The 16969-nt window shown below is 29.6% G+C and carries 14 protein-coding genes; 6 read left to right on the forward strand and 8 right to left on the reverse strand.

The window, feature by feature from the left end; genetic code table 11:
* From AVBRAN12637_RS09015 to AVBRAN12637_RS09025, 3 genes are all read left to right on the forward strand, one after another.
* Nucleotides 1-1729 (forward strand): flagellin (locus AVBRAN12637_RS09015; protein WP_442862438.1); only part of this gene is annotated, 1729 nt, incomplete at its 5' end.
* 387 nt (nucleotides 1730-2116) lie between these two features.
* Nucleotides 2117-3517 (forward strand): McrB family protein, encoded by a 1401-nt coding sequence (locus tag AVBRAN12637_RS09020; RefSeq protein WP_336615762.1) that lies wholly within the window; start codon nucleotides 2117-2119, stop codon nucleotides 3515-3517.
* Nucleotides 3507-4724, forward strand: coding sequence for an McrC family protein (locus AVBRAN12637_RS09025; protein ID WP_336615763.1), 1218 nt, complete (start codon nucleotides 3507-3509; stop codon nucleotides 4722-4724). Before AVBRAN12637_RS09020 ends, AVBRAN12637_RS09025 begins: the two co-directional genes overlap by 11 nt.
* A gap of 143 nt (nucleotides 4725-4867) precedes the next feature.
* On the opposite strand, the gene argH is transcribed toward AVBRAN12637_RS09025, so the two are convergent.
* From argH to AVBRAN12637_RS09050, 5 genes are read right to left on the reverse strand one after another with little or no spacing between them, the layout of a single operon-like run.
* Nucleotides 4868-6253: an argininosuccinate lyase gene (gene argH, locus AVBRAN12637_RS09030; RefSeq protein WP_214117833.1), complete on the reverse strand. Its 1386-nt coding sequence runs from the start codon at nucleotides 6251-6253 to the stop codon at nucleotides 4868-4870.
* A 1-nt stretch (nucleotide 6254) separates the two neighbouring features.
* Entirely contained in the window at nucleotides 6255-7067 is an 813-nt protein-coding gene (locus tag AVBRAN12637_RS09035; RefSeq protein ID WP_336606769.1) for a Ppx/GppA phosphatase family protein, read from the reverse strand.
* Nucleotides 7051-8031: a nucleoside hydrolase gene (locus tag AVBRAN12637_RS09040; RefSeq protein ID WP_214150016.1), complete on the reverse strand. Its 981-nt coding sequence runs from the start codon at nucleotides 8029-8031 to the stop codon at nucleotides 7051-7053. Before AVBRAN12637_RS09040 ends, AVBRAN12637_RS09035 begins: the two co-directional genes overlap by 17 nt.
* Nucleotides 8028-9389, reverse strand: a complete 1362-nt coding sequence (locus tag AVBRAN12637_RS09045) for an MFS transporter (RefSeq protein WP_442862228.1) — start codon at nucleotides 9387-9389, stop codon at nucleotides 8028-8030. The genes AVBRAN12637_RS09040 and AVBRAN12637_RS09045 overlap by 4 nt, the downstream gene beginning before the upstream one ends.
* On the reverse strand, nucleotides 9383-10879 hold the full coding sequence (locus tag AVBRAN12637_RS09050) for an inorganic phosphate transporter (RefSeq protein ID WP_214117829.1): 1497 nt from the start codon (nucleotides 10877-10879) through the stop codon (nucleotides 9383-9385). The genes AVBRAN12637_RS09045 and AVBRAN12637_RS09050 overlap by 7 nt, the downstream gene beginning before the upstream one ends.
* A gap of 116 nt (nucleotides 10880-10995) precedes the next feature.
* Between AVBRAN12637_RS09050 and AVBRAN12637_RS09055 the strand changes: the two genes are divergently transcribed.
* Nucleotides 10996-11598, forward strand: a complete 603-nt coding sequence (locus tag AVBRAN12637_RS09055) for a tetratricopeptide repeat protein (protein WP_336609039.1) — start codon at nucleotides 10996-10998, stop codon at nucleotides 11596-11598.
* 77 nt (nucleotides 11599-11675) lie between these two features.
* Nucleotides 11676-11936, forward strand: a complete 261-nt coding sequence (locus tag AVBRAN12637_RS09060; protein WP_336615764.1) for a hypothetical protein — start codon at nucleotides 11676-11678, stop codon at nucleotides 11934-11936.
* A 47-nt stretch (nucleotides 11937-11983) separates the two neighbouring features.
* On the opposite strand, the gene AVBRAN12637_RS09065 is transcribed toward AVBRAN12637_RS09060, so the two are convergent.
* A complete protein-coding gene (locus AVBRAN12637_RS09065; RefSeq protein WP_336615765.1) occupies nucleotides 11984-14431 on the reverse strand; it encodes a molybdopterin-dependent oxidoreductase in 2448 nt (815 codons plus the stop codon).
* An 11-nt stretch (nucleotides 14432-14442) separates the two neighbouring features.
* On the reverse strand, nucleotides 14443-15039 hold the full coding sequence (locus AVBRAN12637_RS09070; RefSeq protein WP_214117825.1) for a hypothetical protein: 597 nt from the start codon (nucleotides 15037-15039) through the stop codon (nucleotides 14443-14445).
* Between the two features lie 243 nt (nucleotides 15040-15282).
* Here AVBRAN12637_RS09070 and AVBRAN12637_RS09075 point away from each other — a divergent pair, with 243 nt between their 5' ends.
* Nucleotides 15283-16479 (forward strand): major outer membrane protein, encoded by a 1197-nt coding sequence (locus AVBRAN12637_RS09075; protein ID WP_336615766.1) that lies wholly within the window; start codon nucleotides 15283-15285, stop codon nucleotides 16477-16479.
* A 31-nt stretch (nucleotides 16480-16510) separates the two neighbouring features.
* Here AVBRAN12637_RS09075 and AVBRAN12637_RS09080 read toward each other — a convergent pair.
* A partial coding sequence (locus tag AVBRAN12637_RS09080) for a type II secretion system protein (RefSeq protein ID WP_214119487.1) occupies nucleotides 16511-16969 on the reverse strand: 459 nt, incomplete at its 5' end.

The following is a 16969-nucleotide window of genomic DNA, read 5'->3' on the forward strand; positions in this document are numbered from 1 at the left end:
GAGATTAGATGATCTTACTACTTCAGGATTTGGAAATACCAAACAAATGTCAGATGGAAAAATCAGCGTTACTTTTAAGAATGTTGATGGTATAAATGATATTACAATAGAGCCGGTTCAAATTGCGAATGTTAAAGGTGCTTTACAAGGTGGTAATCCTGTTGCAGGTAATGAGCCAAGAGTAGAAGTAAAAGCCGGTATGGGCTTAGGGGCATTAGCAGAAGCAATTAATAAAGCTAGTGATAAGACAGGTATTAGAGCAAGTGTTACAGCTGAAAGTGTATTTGAGCAACCTATTAAAAGTGGTGTAACTTCTAAAGGCTTTAGCATAAATGGTGTTACTATTGGCTCAGTAGAAGTTAAAGATAAAGATGGAAATGGAGCTTTAAGAGCTGCAATTAACTCTGTAAAAGATCAAACAGGGGTAGAAGCTTCTGTAGATAGTAAAGGTAGACTTGTATTAAATAATAGAGATGGTAGAGGAATTCAAATCTCTGATGGTTTAAAAGGTGATAAATTACAAGATTTTTTAGATTCGCAACTTACTCCTGGTACAGGAGAATTAGGAAGAGCTGGAGAAAGAGCTACTGATTTACAAGCTAAACAAACAACAGCAGTTAGTATTCAAGCTTTTGTAGCAGGTGCAACAAATGCTGCTGTTAAACAAGATGTTGATATGAGTAACGCAGCAGCATATGCAGCAGGTACTAATGCAGGTAGCGTATTGGTTGCTGCAAATACTTTTGAAGTAATACAAGCAGCTCATAAACACGTAGATGCTGCAATTAATGCTACAGGCTATCAAGCTGGATTAAGTGCAGCAAATGATTTATTGCAAGGGGTTAAAGCAACTCCAGCTTTTGCATTTAGTGATGTAGGTGCTGCTAATATTACTGAAAACAATGCTAGAACTACAGTAACAGATGCTTTACAAGGTGATCTAGACGCTTTAAATGCTGCTACTAGTTTAGATAGTGCCACTGAAGCTATTGATAAGATAAAAGAAAAACTAGAAAAATATGTAAAAGATGCAGCAGGTAAAAACGGAACAGAAGCGGCAGCTCAACAAGGTTTAGTAGCTCATGCTTTATTACAACAAGTAAATGGTTGGGAACAAGGTATTACATTTGCTAAAAAAGAAGCTGGAGATAACCTAAAAGGTATGATAGGCTTAAATGAAACTAATGGAACTAATTTTGGAAGACTTAGTCTTGTATCAAACAATGGTAAAGACATAGTTGTAGAAGCAAGAGATGGAAAAGGTGCTGATATGACTAAAGCTTTAGGATATGATACTAATGTAGCTGAAAAAACAGTTAGCTTAAGAGAAACTAATGCTACTATAGATAAAGATACAGCAGATGCAATGGGATTTAACTCAGAAGAGTGGCAAGCAGGTGGCACTGGCGATCATCAAAACGGCTACGCAGCAGGTGTAATGACATTAAAAGGCGCACAAGCTATGATGAATATTGCTGAATCAGCTCAAAAAGCTCTTGAAGCAATCAGAAGTGACCTTGGTTCTGTCCAAAACCAACTTGTTTCAACTGTTAATAATATTTCAGTTACTCAAGTAAATGTTAAATCAGCTGAAAGTAATATTAGAGATGTTGACTTTGCATCTGAGAGTGCTACATTTAGTAAACACCAAATCCTAGCTCAATCAGGTGTATATGCAATGAGCCAAGCAAATGCTGTTCAACAAAACGTAATGAGATTATTACAATAGTAATAATGAATGGAGTTTTTAAGATAGCATTAGCTATCTTAAAAAACGACTAAGGTTATTACAATAGTTTTAAAGATAGCTTCGGCTATCTTTAAAAACGCAATAAAGATTATTGCGTTAATGAATGGAGTTTTTAAGGTGTTATCCTTAGCACCTTTTTTAAAAACTAAGCAAAATCAAAAAACTAGCATAAAAAATATTTATGATTGTTTTAAATTACTGCCTTATTAAAAATATTTATCATTTTCTACTTTTTAATTTTGATTTAGATTTAAGATATTGCATAATTTTTGTAAGTGATATTGTTAAATTTGTTATACTTTATCTAGTTAATATATTATGAAGTTTTTTAAATATTATATGAAAAAATAAAGGAGTAAAATACCTATGAAAAAATATCCGTTAAATCAGATTTTATATGGAGCACCAGGGGTTGGTAAGACTTATGATACTATAAATATAGCTTTAGAGATTTTGGGCGAAGATTTTTCAACTCAAACAAACGAAATTGACACAAGACAAGCAATGCAAAAAAAGTTTAAGGAGTATGTAGAAAACGGACAAATCGTATTTATCACTTTTCATCAAAGTTATGGATATGAAGAATTTGTAGAAGGAATTAGACCTGATTTTGACAACGAAGAGTTAAACTATAAAATAGAGAATGGTATATTCAAAGACTTATGTATTAGAGCCTCTAATATTTCTCAAGAATTTAATAATGAAGATAACTTGTTTGATAATACAACAAATATTTGGAAAATTTCTTTAGGAGCTAAAGTTAGAGCAGACACTCATGCACTTCAAGATTTTTGTTTTTCAAATAATCAAATAAGAATAGGTTGGGGTGATACAAGACAAATCAACACAGAACCATCAATAAATTCTTTTAGAAAAATGAAAATAGGAGATTTAGTATGTGTTCTTGAAAGCAGAATAAGTATTAAAGCTGTTGGGATAATAAAAAGCGAAGTATTATATGATAGTAACTTTAAAAATGGTTTTGATGCATTGGAATATCAAACCTATAGAGAAGTTGAATGGATTAGTAAAAAAAATGTAGATATATTTAATTTGAATAAAAATAAAAATCTAGTTCAGCAAACAGTATACTCTTTAAATAGATTTAAGCCAAAAGATTTATTTCAATTAATCGGTATTGATAAAGAGATATTGACTATTGAAAACAATAAAGAAAAGCCTTATATAATCATTATTGATGAGATAAATCGTGGGAATATTAGTAAGATTTTTGGAGAGCTTATCACACTTATTGAGCCTAGTAAAAGACTAGGAAATACTGAAGAGCTAGAAGTAGTGTTGCCATATAGTAAAGAGAGTTTTGGTGTGCCAAATAATGTTTATATAATAGGCACTATGAATACAGCTGATAAGAGTATAACTACCCTTGATACGGCATTAAGGCGTAGGTTTGAGTTTAAAAAGATTATGCCTAATAGTTTTCTTTTAAATTCTAATTGCGATGGGATAAATCTTCAAGAATTATTAAATAAAATGAATGAAAGAATTGAATGTTTAATAGGAGATGAAAAGCTTATCGGACATTCGTATTTTATGGATATAAACAGCATTGATGAACTTAAAGTCGTGTTTAGAAATAAGATTTTACCACTTTTAGAAGAGTATTTTTATAATGATTATTCGCAGATAAAATCGGTGCTTAATGATAATGGTATGATAAAAACTAAAAATATTTTAAATACCGATAAGTTTTATTTAAGCGATGATTTTAATGAAACGGATTTTAAGAAAATATATGAAGATTGAAATAGCCCACGAACACGAAATAATAAGCTCACTTGATAACGATGAGTTTTTAAATGAGCTTATGAGCTTTGCTGAAAATAACCCAGAGTTTTTAAGAATAGTCGGCAAAAATAAACTAAAAGCAAGAAATTATGTAGGGCTTATAAAGACAAAAAGTGGGGTTTTAGAAATTTATCCTAAGGTTTCAAAACCAAGTAATGAGATAATGCCAAGAATAGATTTAAGCAAGGCTTATGAGCTAAAAGATGAGATGTTTAAGGATTGTAAAGAAAGAGAGTTAAATCCCAAGCAGCTACTTTTAGAACTTTTAAGAACCTTACAAAAAAGTCCGTTTAAAAAATCGCTTAAAGCAACGCTAAAAGATGAAAAAATGTCACTTTTTGAAGTCTTTGTTGAAATGTTTTTAGAAGAACTTTTCGTGCTTTTAAATAAAGGGCTTATGAGTGATTATATAAAAATAGCTGAAAATAGAACAACTTTAAAAGGCAAATTGCTTTTTAATGAGAATTTAAAACATAACTTAATTCATAAAGAGCGATTTTTTACCGAAAATGATGAATATATCATAGACAATGTGATAAATCAAACTATAAAAACTACATTATTTCATTTAAAAAAACTAAGTCAAAATAAAAAGATTTTAAAATATTTAAAGACTTTTGATGATATTAGTTTAATTGATATTAAAAAATGTGAATTTAGTGTAAAAAATAAGCATTATAGTTATTATGAAAACATACTTTTATGGTGTAAGTTATTTTTAAATGGTTTTAGTTTTACACCATTTGCGGGGGATAATAACGCTTATGCTTTGCTTTTTGATATGAATAGACTTTTTGAAGATTATGTAGCTTTTATGCTTAAAAAACACAATCCAAATATAAAAATAAGCACTCAATTATTAAAAAAACACTTAATAAAAGATGGTCAAAATGAGCGTTGTTTAATGCGACCTGATATTTTAATTGAGCTTAAAGATAAAACAATCATCGCTGATACAAAGTATAAAATCATAAATAAGTTAAGTAATATTAGCCAAGCTGATTTATATCAATTATTTGCCTATGCAATAGCTTTTAAAGTTAGTGAAGTTTGGCTTATATATCCACTTTTTGATGGTAGTTTAGGGTATAAAACACTAGAATATAACTTAGATTACTTTAATACCAAGATAAAATTGCAAATTCTTTTTGCTCCTTTAGGTTGATATTTTAGTTGCATTGTTATTTGTTATAATCTTAGGTTTTATGAATTTAAAATATGATTAGATATAAATAAAAAGCTTAATTATTAAGATAATAAATTGCAAGTTTAAAGATAGCTTTTACTATCTTTAAACATAGTTTAAAATTAAATTCCTAGATTTTCTAATGTTTTTTGAGCGTTTAGGAGTTGGGTTTTTACTGCGTTTTCTGATGTCCCACCATAAGAATTTCTTAAATCAACGCAAGTTTTTAAATCAATTGCTTTATAAATATCATCTTCAATTAAATCACACTCAAGTCTTAATTCATCTAAGCTTAATTCATCTAATTTAAGTTTTTTTGAGATTGCATAGCTTACTAATTTTCCCGTAATTTCGTGAGCTTTTCTAAATGGCACACCTTTTTTAGCTAAATAATCAGCCAAATCAGTAGCATTTGAATATCCATTAGCAGCTGCTCTTAGCATATTTTCTTTAATTGGTTTCATTTTTGCAATTAGTTTTGTAATTATTATTAGACTATCTTTTATGGTATCTTGCGTATCATAAACACTTGCTTTATCTTCGCTCATATCGGTATTATAAGCTAGTGGCAAACCTTTCATAATAGTTAGCATTGAGATTAGATTGCCATAAATTCTACCTGTTTTGCCACGCATTTTTTCGCATACATCGGGATTTTTTTTCTGTGGCATTATGCTTGAACCCGTGCAAAAATCATCACTTAGCTCAATAAATTTATAATCATTTGAATTAAAAATAATTAGCTCTTCACAAAGGCGTGAAAGATGGCTAAAACAAATTGCACTAACACTACAAAACTCAAGCATATAATCTCTATTGCTAACACTATCAATACTATTTTCACTTGGCTTTGCAAAGCCAAGTTCATTTGCGCTAAAAAATCTATCTATATTAAAAGTAGTCCCAGCAAGTGCAGCCGAGCCTAGCGGGCATTCGTTTAATGAATTGTATAGATTTAAAAATCTATCATAATCTCTTTTAAACATCCAAAAATACGCCATTATCCAATGCGAATATAAAATCGGTTGAGCGGTTTGAAGATGGGTAAAGCCTGGCATAATTAAGTCTAAATTTATCTTAGCTTGGTTTAAAATCTCTTGCATTAATTCTTTTAAATTAGCTTTAATTCCTAATACAAATTCTTTCATTTGTAATATTCCATCTAGTGCGGTTTGGTCGTTTCTACTTCTTGCAGTGTGAAGTTTGCCAGCACTTGCACCTATTAAAATACTAAGTCTTTTTTCAATAGCCATATGAATATCTTCATCGCTTATATTAAACTCAAATTTATTTTCTATAAATTCGTTTTGAATAATTTCTAAGCCTTTTAAAATCTCTGCTAATTCTTGAGAGTTTATGATTTTTTGACGCTCAAGCATTTTTGCGTGTGCTATGCTTCCTTTTATATCTATTAAAGCAAGTCTGTTTTCAAGTGGCAAAGTCGCTGTGTAATTTTCTACTAATTTATCCGTAGCTTGGCTAAATCTACCGCCCCATAATTTTTTCATACTATTCTCCTAATAAAATTCCTTCTTTAAGCCCATAAGCTGAAATGATAAATTCAAAATCATCAAATAAAGTATCAATAAAATAAGCCCCGCAAAGCACTGCAAAATCTCTATTAACTCCTAGCATTAAATCTCTTTTTTCGGCATTATTTGTATTAATAAAATCAATTAATTTATATAATTCATCTTTATTTACAATGCTATTATGAAACTCTAAATCATCAATATCTTTATAAGCAATATTTTTTGCAATACTTTTTGCAAATATTCCCGTTTTTGATGCTAGAACAATTGGTCTTGGATAGCTTTTAAGCTCGTTTTTATAAGGGTTTAAAAGTGTATATGCGTAGTCTTTAATATCTAAGTTTTTTTCTTTTACGCTTTTATAAAAAGATAAAAGTCCTATATCAAGTAATAATTTTTTATCATTACTTGTAATTTCTGTTGAATACCCACCAACATCTACTAAAGTAAAATCACCTTGAATTGAAATTCCAACCCCTAATCTAGTAAGCCTTGCTTCTTCGTTTTGGCTTAATATTTTTAATTTAAAGCCGTATTTTTGATAAAGCATATTAGCTATTAAATCAGCATTTTTACTTTTTCTAAAAATTGCAGTAGCAACTACTTTTGCCTTGCTTAAATCATAATTTAGCTCATCAAGTGCATTGATTAAGACCTTAATTCCTTCATCATTTATACACTCGTTTTCATAAAATAGTCCTAAGTTTAAGACCTTTTCGTAGTTTTTTAAAACCTTATCAAATACAGCTATTTTAAGAGTATTTGAGCCTATATCAATTGCTAAATTCATTTAAAGTTGCCTTTATTAGCTTTAATAATTTTTCATTATCAATATCTTTTAAAACCTTTACTAGGTTTAACTTGCTTAAATCAATGCCTATATTCATATTAAGATTTTTATCATATCTTAAGCTTTTGCCCCTTGCTTCGCCACAAGTTTCTATATCTACATAATATTCATCGCTTTTACAAATGCTAGAATCTAGCAAATATGCAATTATTAAAGCATCGTGTATCCAAGTGCCAATGCTATTTCTTGTAAGTTCTGCATAACTTATCCAAGGCTTAATACTTGTATATAAAAAATCACATAATTTATTATTAATTGCTTTTATTTCTTCTAAATCTTTATGAGTTAGGCTAGTTTGCATTGTGATATTGTAAGGTGCTAGAGTGATTTTTGCCCCACTTCTTAGCACAATCCTAGCAGCTTCTGGGTCAAAACCAAAATTAGTATCTTTAGGGTATTTACTCATATCAAATACCCCGCCCATAATTAAAATCTCTTTTACATTTTTTGCAAACTCATTATCTAAAATACAAGCTTGAGCTATGTTTGTAAGTGGTCCAATAGCACAAACAATAAGCTCATTTTTATAAACTCTTGCTAATTCGCATAATTTATAAACAGCGTTTAATTTAGCGTTTTTATAAAGTTTAATAGGTGTAAAATCTTGCCATAAGTGTTCTAATTTAAAATTATAAACACTCTCATCAAGTCTTTTTCTCCACGGCGTTTCATCTTCTAATAAAGCCTTACTTGAGCCTAAAAATACAGGAATTTTAATCCCTAATTTAGAAATTAAATTCCTTGCGACTGCATAAGCTTTGTGATTTATCACATTTCCGCTTAGAGTTGTTATTGCTTTTAAATCAATCTTTTTACTAGCAATTGCAAGTGCTAGGGCTAAGCCATCATCAGTATTAGCCCCACAAATACCATTGCCTATATCAGTGTCAATTACGATTTTCATATAGCATCTTCAATAAGATTTAAATCTCTACCCCTAGTTTCAGGAGCAAAAAATGTAGTAACAAATCCAATTCCTGCCATAAATATAAAATAAGCAGCGATTAAATACCAATTATGAGTTAGATTTATAAAATAAGTCGCTAAAAATGGTGCAGTTCCACCTGATAAAATGCCACCGATTTCTTTAGCTAGTGCCATTTTTGTATAACGATTTTTGCACCCAAACATTTCAACTCCGTAAGCTGCTTGAACTCCAAAAATCCCTAAAGATGCAAGACACATTCCTACGACAATTACACAAATTACTATTATTTCATTTTTGCTATCAAGTAACATAAATGCAGGAACTGCATAAATCATTAATAATAAGCAAAATATCCTATACATAATGCGACGACCAAATTTATCGCTTAGCCATCCAGATAATGGAATAACCAAAAATCCTAAAAATGAAGCTATTAAAACCCCTGTTGTAGCTATTTGTTTGTCTAATAATAAAATAGTATAAACATAACCTACTAAAAAGCTTTGGGCTATATAAGATGGGGCGTTTTCTCCCATTCTAAGACCTAGCATAATAAAAAATGATTTATTTTTTTGCCAAAAAGTTTTGTTTTCGGTTTTGTGAGTTTTTAAATTTTGTTCTCGTTGTTTTTGCATTTGTTCTTTTTGTTTTGCAAATACAGGTGTTTCTCCTACAAAGCGTCTTAGATACAAGGCAAATGCAGCTATTAAAAAGCTAAATATAAATGGCAATCTCCAGCCCCATTCTAAAAAGTCTTTATCATCTAAAAATCCAAGTAAAAACCAAATTCCACTAGCAATTAAAGTCCCACTATTAGAGCCTAGTGCAATGATTGATGATACTAAACCACGATTTTTGCTAGGTGCGTATTCACCCAACATAATAGCTCCACCGCTAAGTTCAGCTCCTGCTCCAAAACCTTGTAAAAATCTTAAAATCACTAATAATAAAGGCGCTAAAATGCCTATGCTATTATAAGATGGGATAAATCCTATTAAAGTAGTCGCTGCACCCATTAAAAATATAGTTATCATCATAACTTCTTTACGACCATATTTATCTCCTAATCTACCAAAAAAGAAAGCTCCAATAGGTCTAGCAATAAAGCCAACTCCATAGGTTGCAAAACTAAGCATTAGAGCGATTATAGGAGTTTGCTCTGGGTAAAAAACTTTACCAAAAACGGTTGCAGCCGCAAGGCCGTATAAAACAAAATCAGCATATTCCATAGCAGTTCCTAGCCAACAGCTAATGATTGCGTTTTTAAAGGATTTTTTGCCTTCTTTTGTCTTTAAAATATCATCTTGAATTTGATTCATTAAATCTCCTAAAATAAATAATAAAGTAAGCTTAAGAAAAATGCCGAAATTAAAGCACTAGCAGGTAAGGTTATCATCCATGCTAAGCCTATTGGCTTCATCATTTTCCAATTTGCGTTTTTGTTAAATACTCCAATTCCTAATACCGCACCTATTAGAATATGAGTTGAGCTGATTGGAATTCCTAGTTGAGTTGCTAGAAGTATTACAATAGCTGAAGCAAACTCGGCACTAAAACCTGTGGTAGGCTTGATTTTTGCTAGACTTTTGCCAACGGTTTTAATAACGCTTTTGCCTAAAAACCAAAGCCCAGCAACTAGTGAAATGCCAAATACTAACATTACAATAGTAGGCACTGCTGAAGTTGGATTTATTGTATTTGTGTGTAAAATATCTAAAATCGCAGCAAATGGTCCAACTGCGTTTGAAATATCGTTTGCTCCGTGAGAAAAGGCAAATGTGCAAGCTGTAAATATTTGAAACCATGAAAAAATACGATTTACTGCTTTTTTTGGTTCGCCTTTTTTCATAATATTAATAATTCCTACACAAATTATATAAGCACTAATACAAATTAATAAGATGATTAATCCTATACTAAAATGACTAAGTCCTGTATCAACATTATTTAAGGCTTTAAAAAATAACATAGATGAAATTACAAAAGCTATTAAAGTAGCTAAAACAGGTATGCGTTTGCTTAAAAATCCTGCTACATCAACTGCTTTTTCTTTTTTTGTAAATTCTTTTAATTTATTTGCATATTCGCCTTTTTCGTTAAGCAAAATGCCGTAAAGCTCACTATATTGCTTAGATTTTTCGCTTTGCATAAATTCATCTATATATTGTTTTTTATACTCTGCTTTATCTTTTTTGATTTGTTTTAAAGTATTTTCTTTTTCTTTAGTAGGAACTACAATGAATTTATAAACTAATGAATAAACAAAATAACTCAAAACCCCACCTAATACAGGAGAGATAAACCAACTAGCAACAATAGTTCCTATCCCACCCCAGCTAACTTGAGTAGCGTTATTTTCGGCTATGAAACCTAAAGCTAGTGCAGCACCTAAAATCCCGCCTACTATTGAATGAGTTGAACTAACTGGTAAAGATTTATAAGTAGCTATAAAAATCCAAACACTAGCAGCACACAAAGCACTCATCATAACATAAGCAAAGTGCATAGGTTCTATGTTTTCTTTAACGCTTACAATACCACTTCTAATAGTAGCAGTTACTTCAGCACCAGCAAAAAATGCTCCGCTAAATTCAAATATCGCAGCTATTATTAAAGCTTGTTTTATGCTAAGAGTTTTTGCTCCAACACTCGTTCCAAAAGCATTTGCAACATCGTTTGCACCTATATTGAATGCTAAAAATATTCCAAAAATTGCAGCAATTGTAAAGAATATATAATAATTTGTGGTGCTATAACCCCAAAACAAAAAGCCAACACAAACGATAGCAAAAAGTATCGTTATAATAATGTTTTCTCTTGCCATTACCTTTCCTTTTTAAAAAATTGGGCTAATTATAGACTAAAAAAAATTGTTAAGATTTCTACAATGTAAAATCTTTGTAAAATATGCTAAGATACGCAAAATTAAAAGGAGTGTTGATGAAAAAGTTTTTAGTATTGGCATTTTGTGTTAGTGCTTGTTTTGCTAACAATCAAGTAATTTGTAACAATGCAAATGATTGTTATAACATAGGAATTGCTAAGGCAAAAGAAATGCAAATAGCAGAATCTATTAAGTATTTAGAAAAGTCTTGCGAGCTTAATTATATGTTAGCTTGTATGGAATTAGGAACTGCTTATATTTATAGTGCTAAAAGTAAGGAAGAATTTACTAAAGGGATTAATTATTATATGTTAGCTTGTAATAATAATGAGCCTATATCGTGCCACAATATAGCATATATGTTAGAGCAAAGCCAAAATCCTGCATTAATGAATGAAATAAAGAGTTATTATGAAAAATCTTGTAATTTAAGATATTTAAATGCTTGCACTAATTTAGGAAATATTTATTATACGAAAGAAAACAATAAAGAAAGAGCGAAAATGCTTTATGAAAAAGCTTGTAATTTAGGAGAGGCTATAGCTTGCAATAACTTAGGTAACTTTTATTATTATACCAATAAAAGCTTGGCTAAGGAATATGTAAGAAAAGCTTGTGATTTAGGCTATCAAGTAGCGTGTGAATATAAAATAGATTAAATTATAAAAAGTGCAAAATTAATTTTTCTAGCTAATTCCTTTTATTTTTGATAGTATGAAAATAAAAGGAATTTAAAATGGTAAGATTTTTTAATAAAGTTGATTTTTTTATTTTCGTATGGAGTGTAATTTTTTACGCTTATTGTATTTTTGTATTTAAGCATTTAACCACTTTTTCAGCCTTAGATATAACTGTTAATTCTATATTTATTATATTTGCAAATGCTTATTATTTTTATCTGTATTTAAAAGATGAATTGTTGCTTGATTCGTTTTTTGTATTTATTGGCTCTTCTTTTATTTTAGTAATCTTAATATATGGCTGCATTATTTTATGAAGTATTGGAGTTGGAATTTAAAAGCGAGAATAAATCTCGCTTTTTATTTAACCTTGAATGATTTTTGGCTTAGAAAATGCTCTTAAAGGTCTAATAACACCTTTGAATTTTTCAATCTCTACTAAGGTTGTGTGAGCTGTGTTTGATTGAGCTAGTTTTGATGTTCCTTTATCACGAGTTAGCACATTTACGCATCCGTGCTGACAAAGTGATTTTTTCCCATAAACTTCAGGGTCATACCAAGCACCTTCACAAATTATAATAGTATCAGCCCTTACAATATCACTTACTAATGCACCTGCTAAAATTTCGCCCCTATCATTATATACTCTTACAATATCGCCTGTTTTAATACCTCTTGCTTTTGCAGTATCAGGATGAATTATCATAGGCTCTCTGCCATTTACTTCAGCATAATTTCTAATAAGTGAGTTATTTAGCTGAGAGTGTAGTCTAAATCTAGAATGAGGACTTACAACAGCGATTGGATATTTTTTAATTTGCTCTTTGTTACCAACCCACTCAAATGGTTCAAACCAAGCAGGATGACCTAAACAATCATCATAACCCATTTTTGCAATTGTTGGAGAGAAAATCTCAATCTTTCCACTTGGTGTTCCTAATCTATATTTATGCGGATTGCTTACAAAATCACTAAGTCTTGTGTAATACTCTGTATCTTTATTTACTTTATCAAATCTAACAAATCCTTTATTAAGTGCTTCATCAAAAGTTGGCATATCATATCCTAATGATTTTCCTTGTTGTAAAGCGTCGTTATAAATATATTTCATCCAATCAAGCTCGGTTGCTTTTCCTTCTGTAAATATTTCTTCTACTCCCCATCTTTTACAAATTTCTTTACAAATCCAAAAATCGCTTTTACTCTCTCCCATAGGTTCAATTACAGGCTTATTTAAGAAAATATATTCAGAATTTGTACTAGCTTCTATATCATAACGCTCAGGCTCAATAGCAACAGGTAAAACAATATCACTTAATTTTGCTTGTGAAGTCCAAAATGGTTCAGCTGTAATAATCGTATCAACCTTTTTAAATCCTTCAATAGCACGATTTACATCTTGATGGCGAGTAAAAAATGACCCACTAGCATTAAATGCTACTTTAATATGTGGAAGTTTTATTTTTTTACCATTTTGGTCAATTATTTTACCTGGGTTTAGCATAGCGTCAATACTTCTTGAACTTGGAATTGTTATGTTTTCAAATTTTTTCCAAGGACTATTTTCGTCTCCTAAATCATCGCTTGGAATAGATGAAAGTCCTTTTAAAGTAGGTGCTATAAATTTATCAGCACCTTGAGAATAATATCCTAAACTAAACTCAAATCCACAACCCTTGCTTCCTATATGCCCTAACATTGTTGCTAGTATTGTTATCATCCAATGTGCTTGCTCGCCGTGGTCTTGTCTTTGTATTGCACGACCTGCAATAATTATTGATTTATTATCACATAAATCATCTGCTAATTTTTTTAATGTTGTTGTATCTACTCCACAAATATTGCTAGCCCAAGTTAAATCTTTTTTTATTCCATCATTTTCGCCCATGAAGTATTCTTTAAATTTATTAAAGCCAACCGTATATTTTTTAATAAAATCTTTTGCATATTTTCCACTTTCATATAAATAACAACACATTCCTATCATCATTGCAGTGTCTGTATTAGGGCGAACTGATATTAATTCACTTTCAATATAACGATTTGTATTATTAGCATATACATCTATGCTATAAGTTTTGATTTTTCCTGCTTTACTTAGTTCTTTTAATTTTGTGAAATATTCATAATTAGTGTGAGTTGGTGTGCCAACTGCAATTTGATTTGTTACTAGTGGGTCAGTTCCCCAAAATACAACACTTTTTGCGTTTTCTAAAATACTTTTCCAAGTTGTAGGCGCTTCATAAACGGTGTTTGAGCCAAAAATATGTGGCAATATTACCATACCAGCACCGGTTGAATAGTCTCCACTTTCTTCAACATATCCACCTAGGATTTTTAGCATTCTATGAGCTGTGGTTCTTCCCCAACTAATTTTACCCCAGCCACCCCACCAATAGCATTCGCCATATATAGCTTCAGGGCCATATTTGTCAAAGTTTTCTTTAAGCGCTTTTGCTGCTAAATCAAGTGCTGTTTCCCAACTAACTCTTACAAATTCTTCTTCACCCCTTAAATCGTTTTTCTTTTTTCCTTCTAGGTAGCTTTTTCTAACACAAGGATATAAAACACGGCTTTCGTTTTGTGTTCTATCTGGAACACAATTATTCATAGTATTAGGGAATTTATCTCCTTCAAAAGGTGTAACGCTAACGATTTGAGAACTATTAATATTTGCGTAAAAACTACCAAACCTATCAGATACTAAAGCCTTTTTATCATCAAAAATTGTATCTTTAATACCTTCAATTTTGCTAGCTTGTAATCCAACTCCTACTACTGCACTTAGTTTTAAAAAACTTCTTCTTTTCATATTCTTCTCCTTTATTTAATGTCTTTTGCGTGATTTTGTAAATATTTAATAATTAAGCTTTTTTCATCCTTGCTTAGCTCCACATAACCAGAACTTATCATACTTTCAAGATTTGAAGGCCATTGATTTACCGAATATTCTTTAGTATCGTGCAACAAATGACAAGGCGAGCAAGTTTGCTCGTAAAAACTTTTTGCATTTTTAAAGATTTCATCTTTGCTAGCTACTAAATCATTTGAATTTACATCAAAAGTTATGCTTACTTTATGCCAATTTTCTCCATATTCATCTTGCAACACTTCAAGCATTTTAATGTATGGATTAGCGTCACCTTTGTATGTTGGATTGTCATTGTTATCGTGAAAACTCATATAATTTTCAATTTGAGAAAAACTTTTAACTATTTCTTCTTGATAATTATCATTAACATATCCAATTAGCTCAACTTTGCTAGTATCGTTATTGCTTGAAATGACTTTTACAGGTGCTAATAAACTAGCAGTTCCTATTATTTTACCATCAAGTTTAATTTCAACATCTTTATTTAAGTACATACTATTTGCTAATGCAAAAGATGATATAAGACAACTTAAAAATAACTTTTTCATATAACTCCTTAAAATAAAATTAATTTTTATATTTAATATTTTAAACTAATAAACTTATGAAATTATTAAAAAGAATAATATTTATTATTCATTTTATTATGAGAATTCAAAACTTAATTTGATATATAAAAAATAATTCTTAAAGAATTTAAATTATCATATTATTTAATATTCATTATGATAATTAATTTAAATATAAGTTTGTTTTAATAATATTTATCATTCTCATAAAAAAGGATAAAAATGAATATTAAAACAACAATTTCTTTAAGTTTAGTTGCTGTTTGTGCTAATGCACTTAGTTTAGAACAATCAATAAAAAATGTAGATTTAGATGGGTTTTTAAGGTATCGCTATGATGCTACTAGAGTTAAGGATATTGCTTTAACTCAACCAGCACACAAAATTAGATTAGATTATAAATTAAGCCTAAATTTAGCTGATAATTACAAGGCTAATGCGGTGTTTAGATATGATACAAAATCTTTTAGTTATTCAAATAATGCTTATATTAAGACTAATGATAATTTTCATTTAAAAGAAGCGAATTTAACTTATACTAATTTTAATACAAGCTTTAGTTTTGGTAGATTAAAAGTGCCTAGTATGTTTAATGATGGGGTTTTGGTTACTTCGTTTTTGATTGATAATCATTCTTTAGATAATACAAATATAAATGCGTATTTTATAGATAATTTTGATTTGAGTGAAAGTAGTTTGATAAACGAAAAAGCAATAAATCAAATATCTTATAAAATACCACTGAAAGTTACAAATCTGCCAAAGAATTTAAAATCACAAATATATAATCAAAACCTTTATGGGCTAAATATTAATTATCATAATGATTTAATAAATCTTACTTTAGGTGCTGATTATCTTAATGATTTTGCTATTTTTTATGGAGTGGATTTGAAAAGTTATTTAGGAGATAAGAATAGTTATCATTATTCTTTTAATTCTCAACTAACTAGCACATCATTAAAGCAAAATTACAAAACTTCTTTAAATGCAAGTAATTCTGTATTTTATGGCGTTGAAATTCTAGTCGGATTTAAGAATTTTGATTTTGAGTTAGGCTATATAAATTATGGCAAAAAGGATAAAGCAAGTTTTGTAACTTGGCATGATAAAGGATTGCTTTTGCATTCGGGAAAAACGATAATAGATGGGTTTTATGGTGGAATAGGTAAAAGAGAATATTTGTATTCAAATATATCTTATAAATATGATAATTTTAATTTTTTATTTAGCATAATTGATGGTGGGGTAAAGCTTGATTTAGCTAAATATAAGCAAACAGAATTAATGCCAAAAATTGTTTATAAATATTCTAAGCAATTAAAATTTAGCGCATTTTATGATTATGCGATTACTAAAACCGATATGAAAAATATTAAAACTTATAAAACTAGATTAGAAGCTAAATACTCGTTTTAACTATATTAAGAATTTAAATCACTTTAAATTCTTAATACACCACATTACTTCCACCAACAGGAATGTAAATAATATCACTTTTTGAAATATCTGTAAAATTATTATTTGTTTTTGAAATTCTTCCTGTTAGAATTTGTTTTAAAGATTCTAAGCCTAATAATTTATTGCATAATTCACTTCTAGTTTTTAGTTTTTTTACCACTATAAAATAATCATCAGTAGTAACTTCTAAACAATCAGTATTTTTAATAGTAAAATACTTATCATCTTTTAGACTTTGAGAAGTCATATCCTTTAAATTACTGCTAAAATTTGTTTGGGTTGTATAATAAGAGCCTAAATCACTAATTAAAATAGCAAGGTTTTGAGATGATTTTACTATTTCAGCATCATCTCTTGTAGCATTTAGTTTAGGAATTGCAACTGCTGCTAATACACCTAATATTACAATAACAAATATAAGTTCTATCATTGTGAATGCTGTTTTCAT

Source organism: Campylobacter sp. RM12637, assembly GCF_020137645.1.
GTDB lineage: Bacteria > Campylobacterota > Campylobacteria > Campylobacterales > Campylobacteraceae > Campylobacter_E.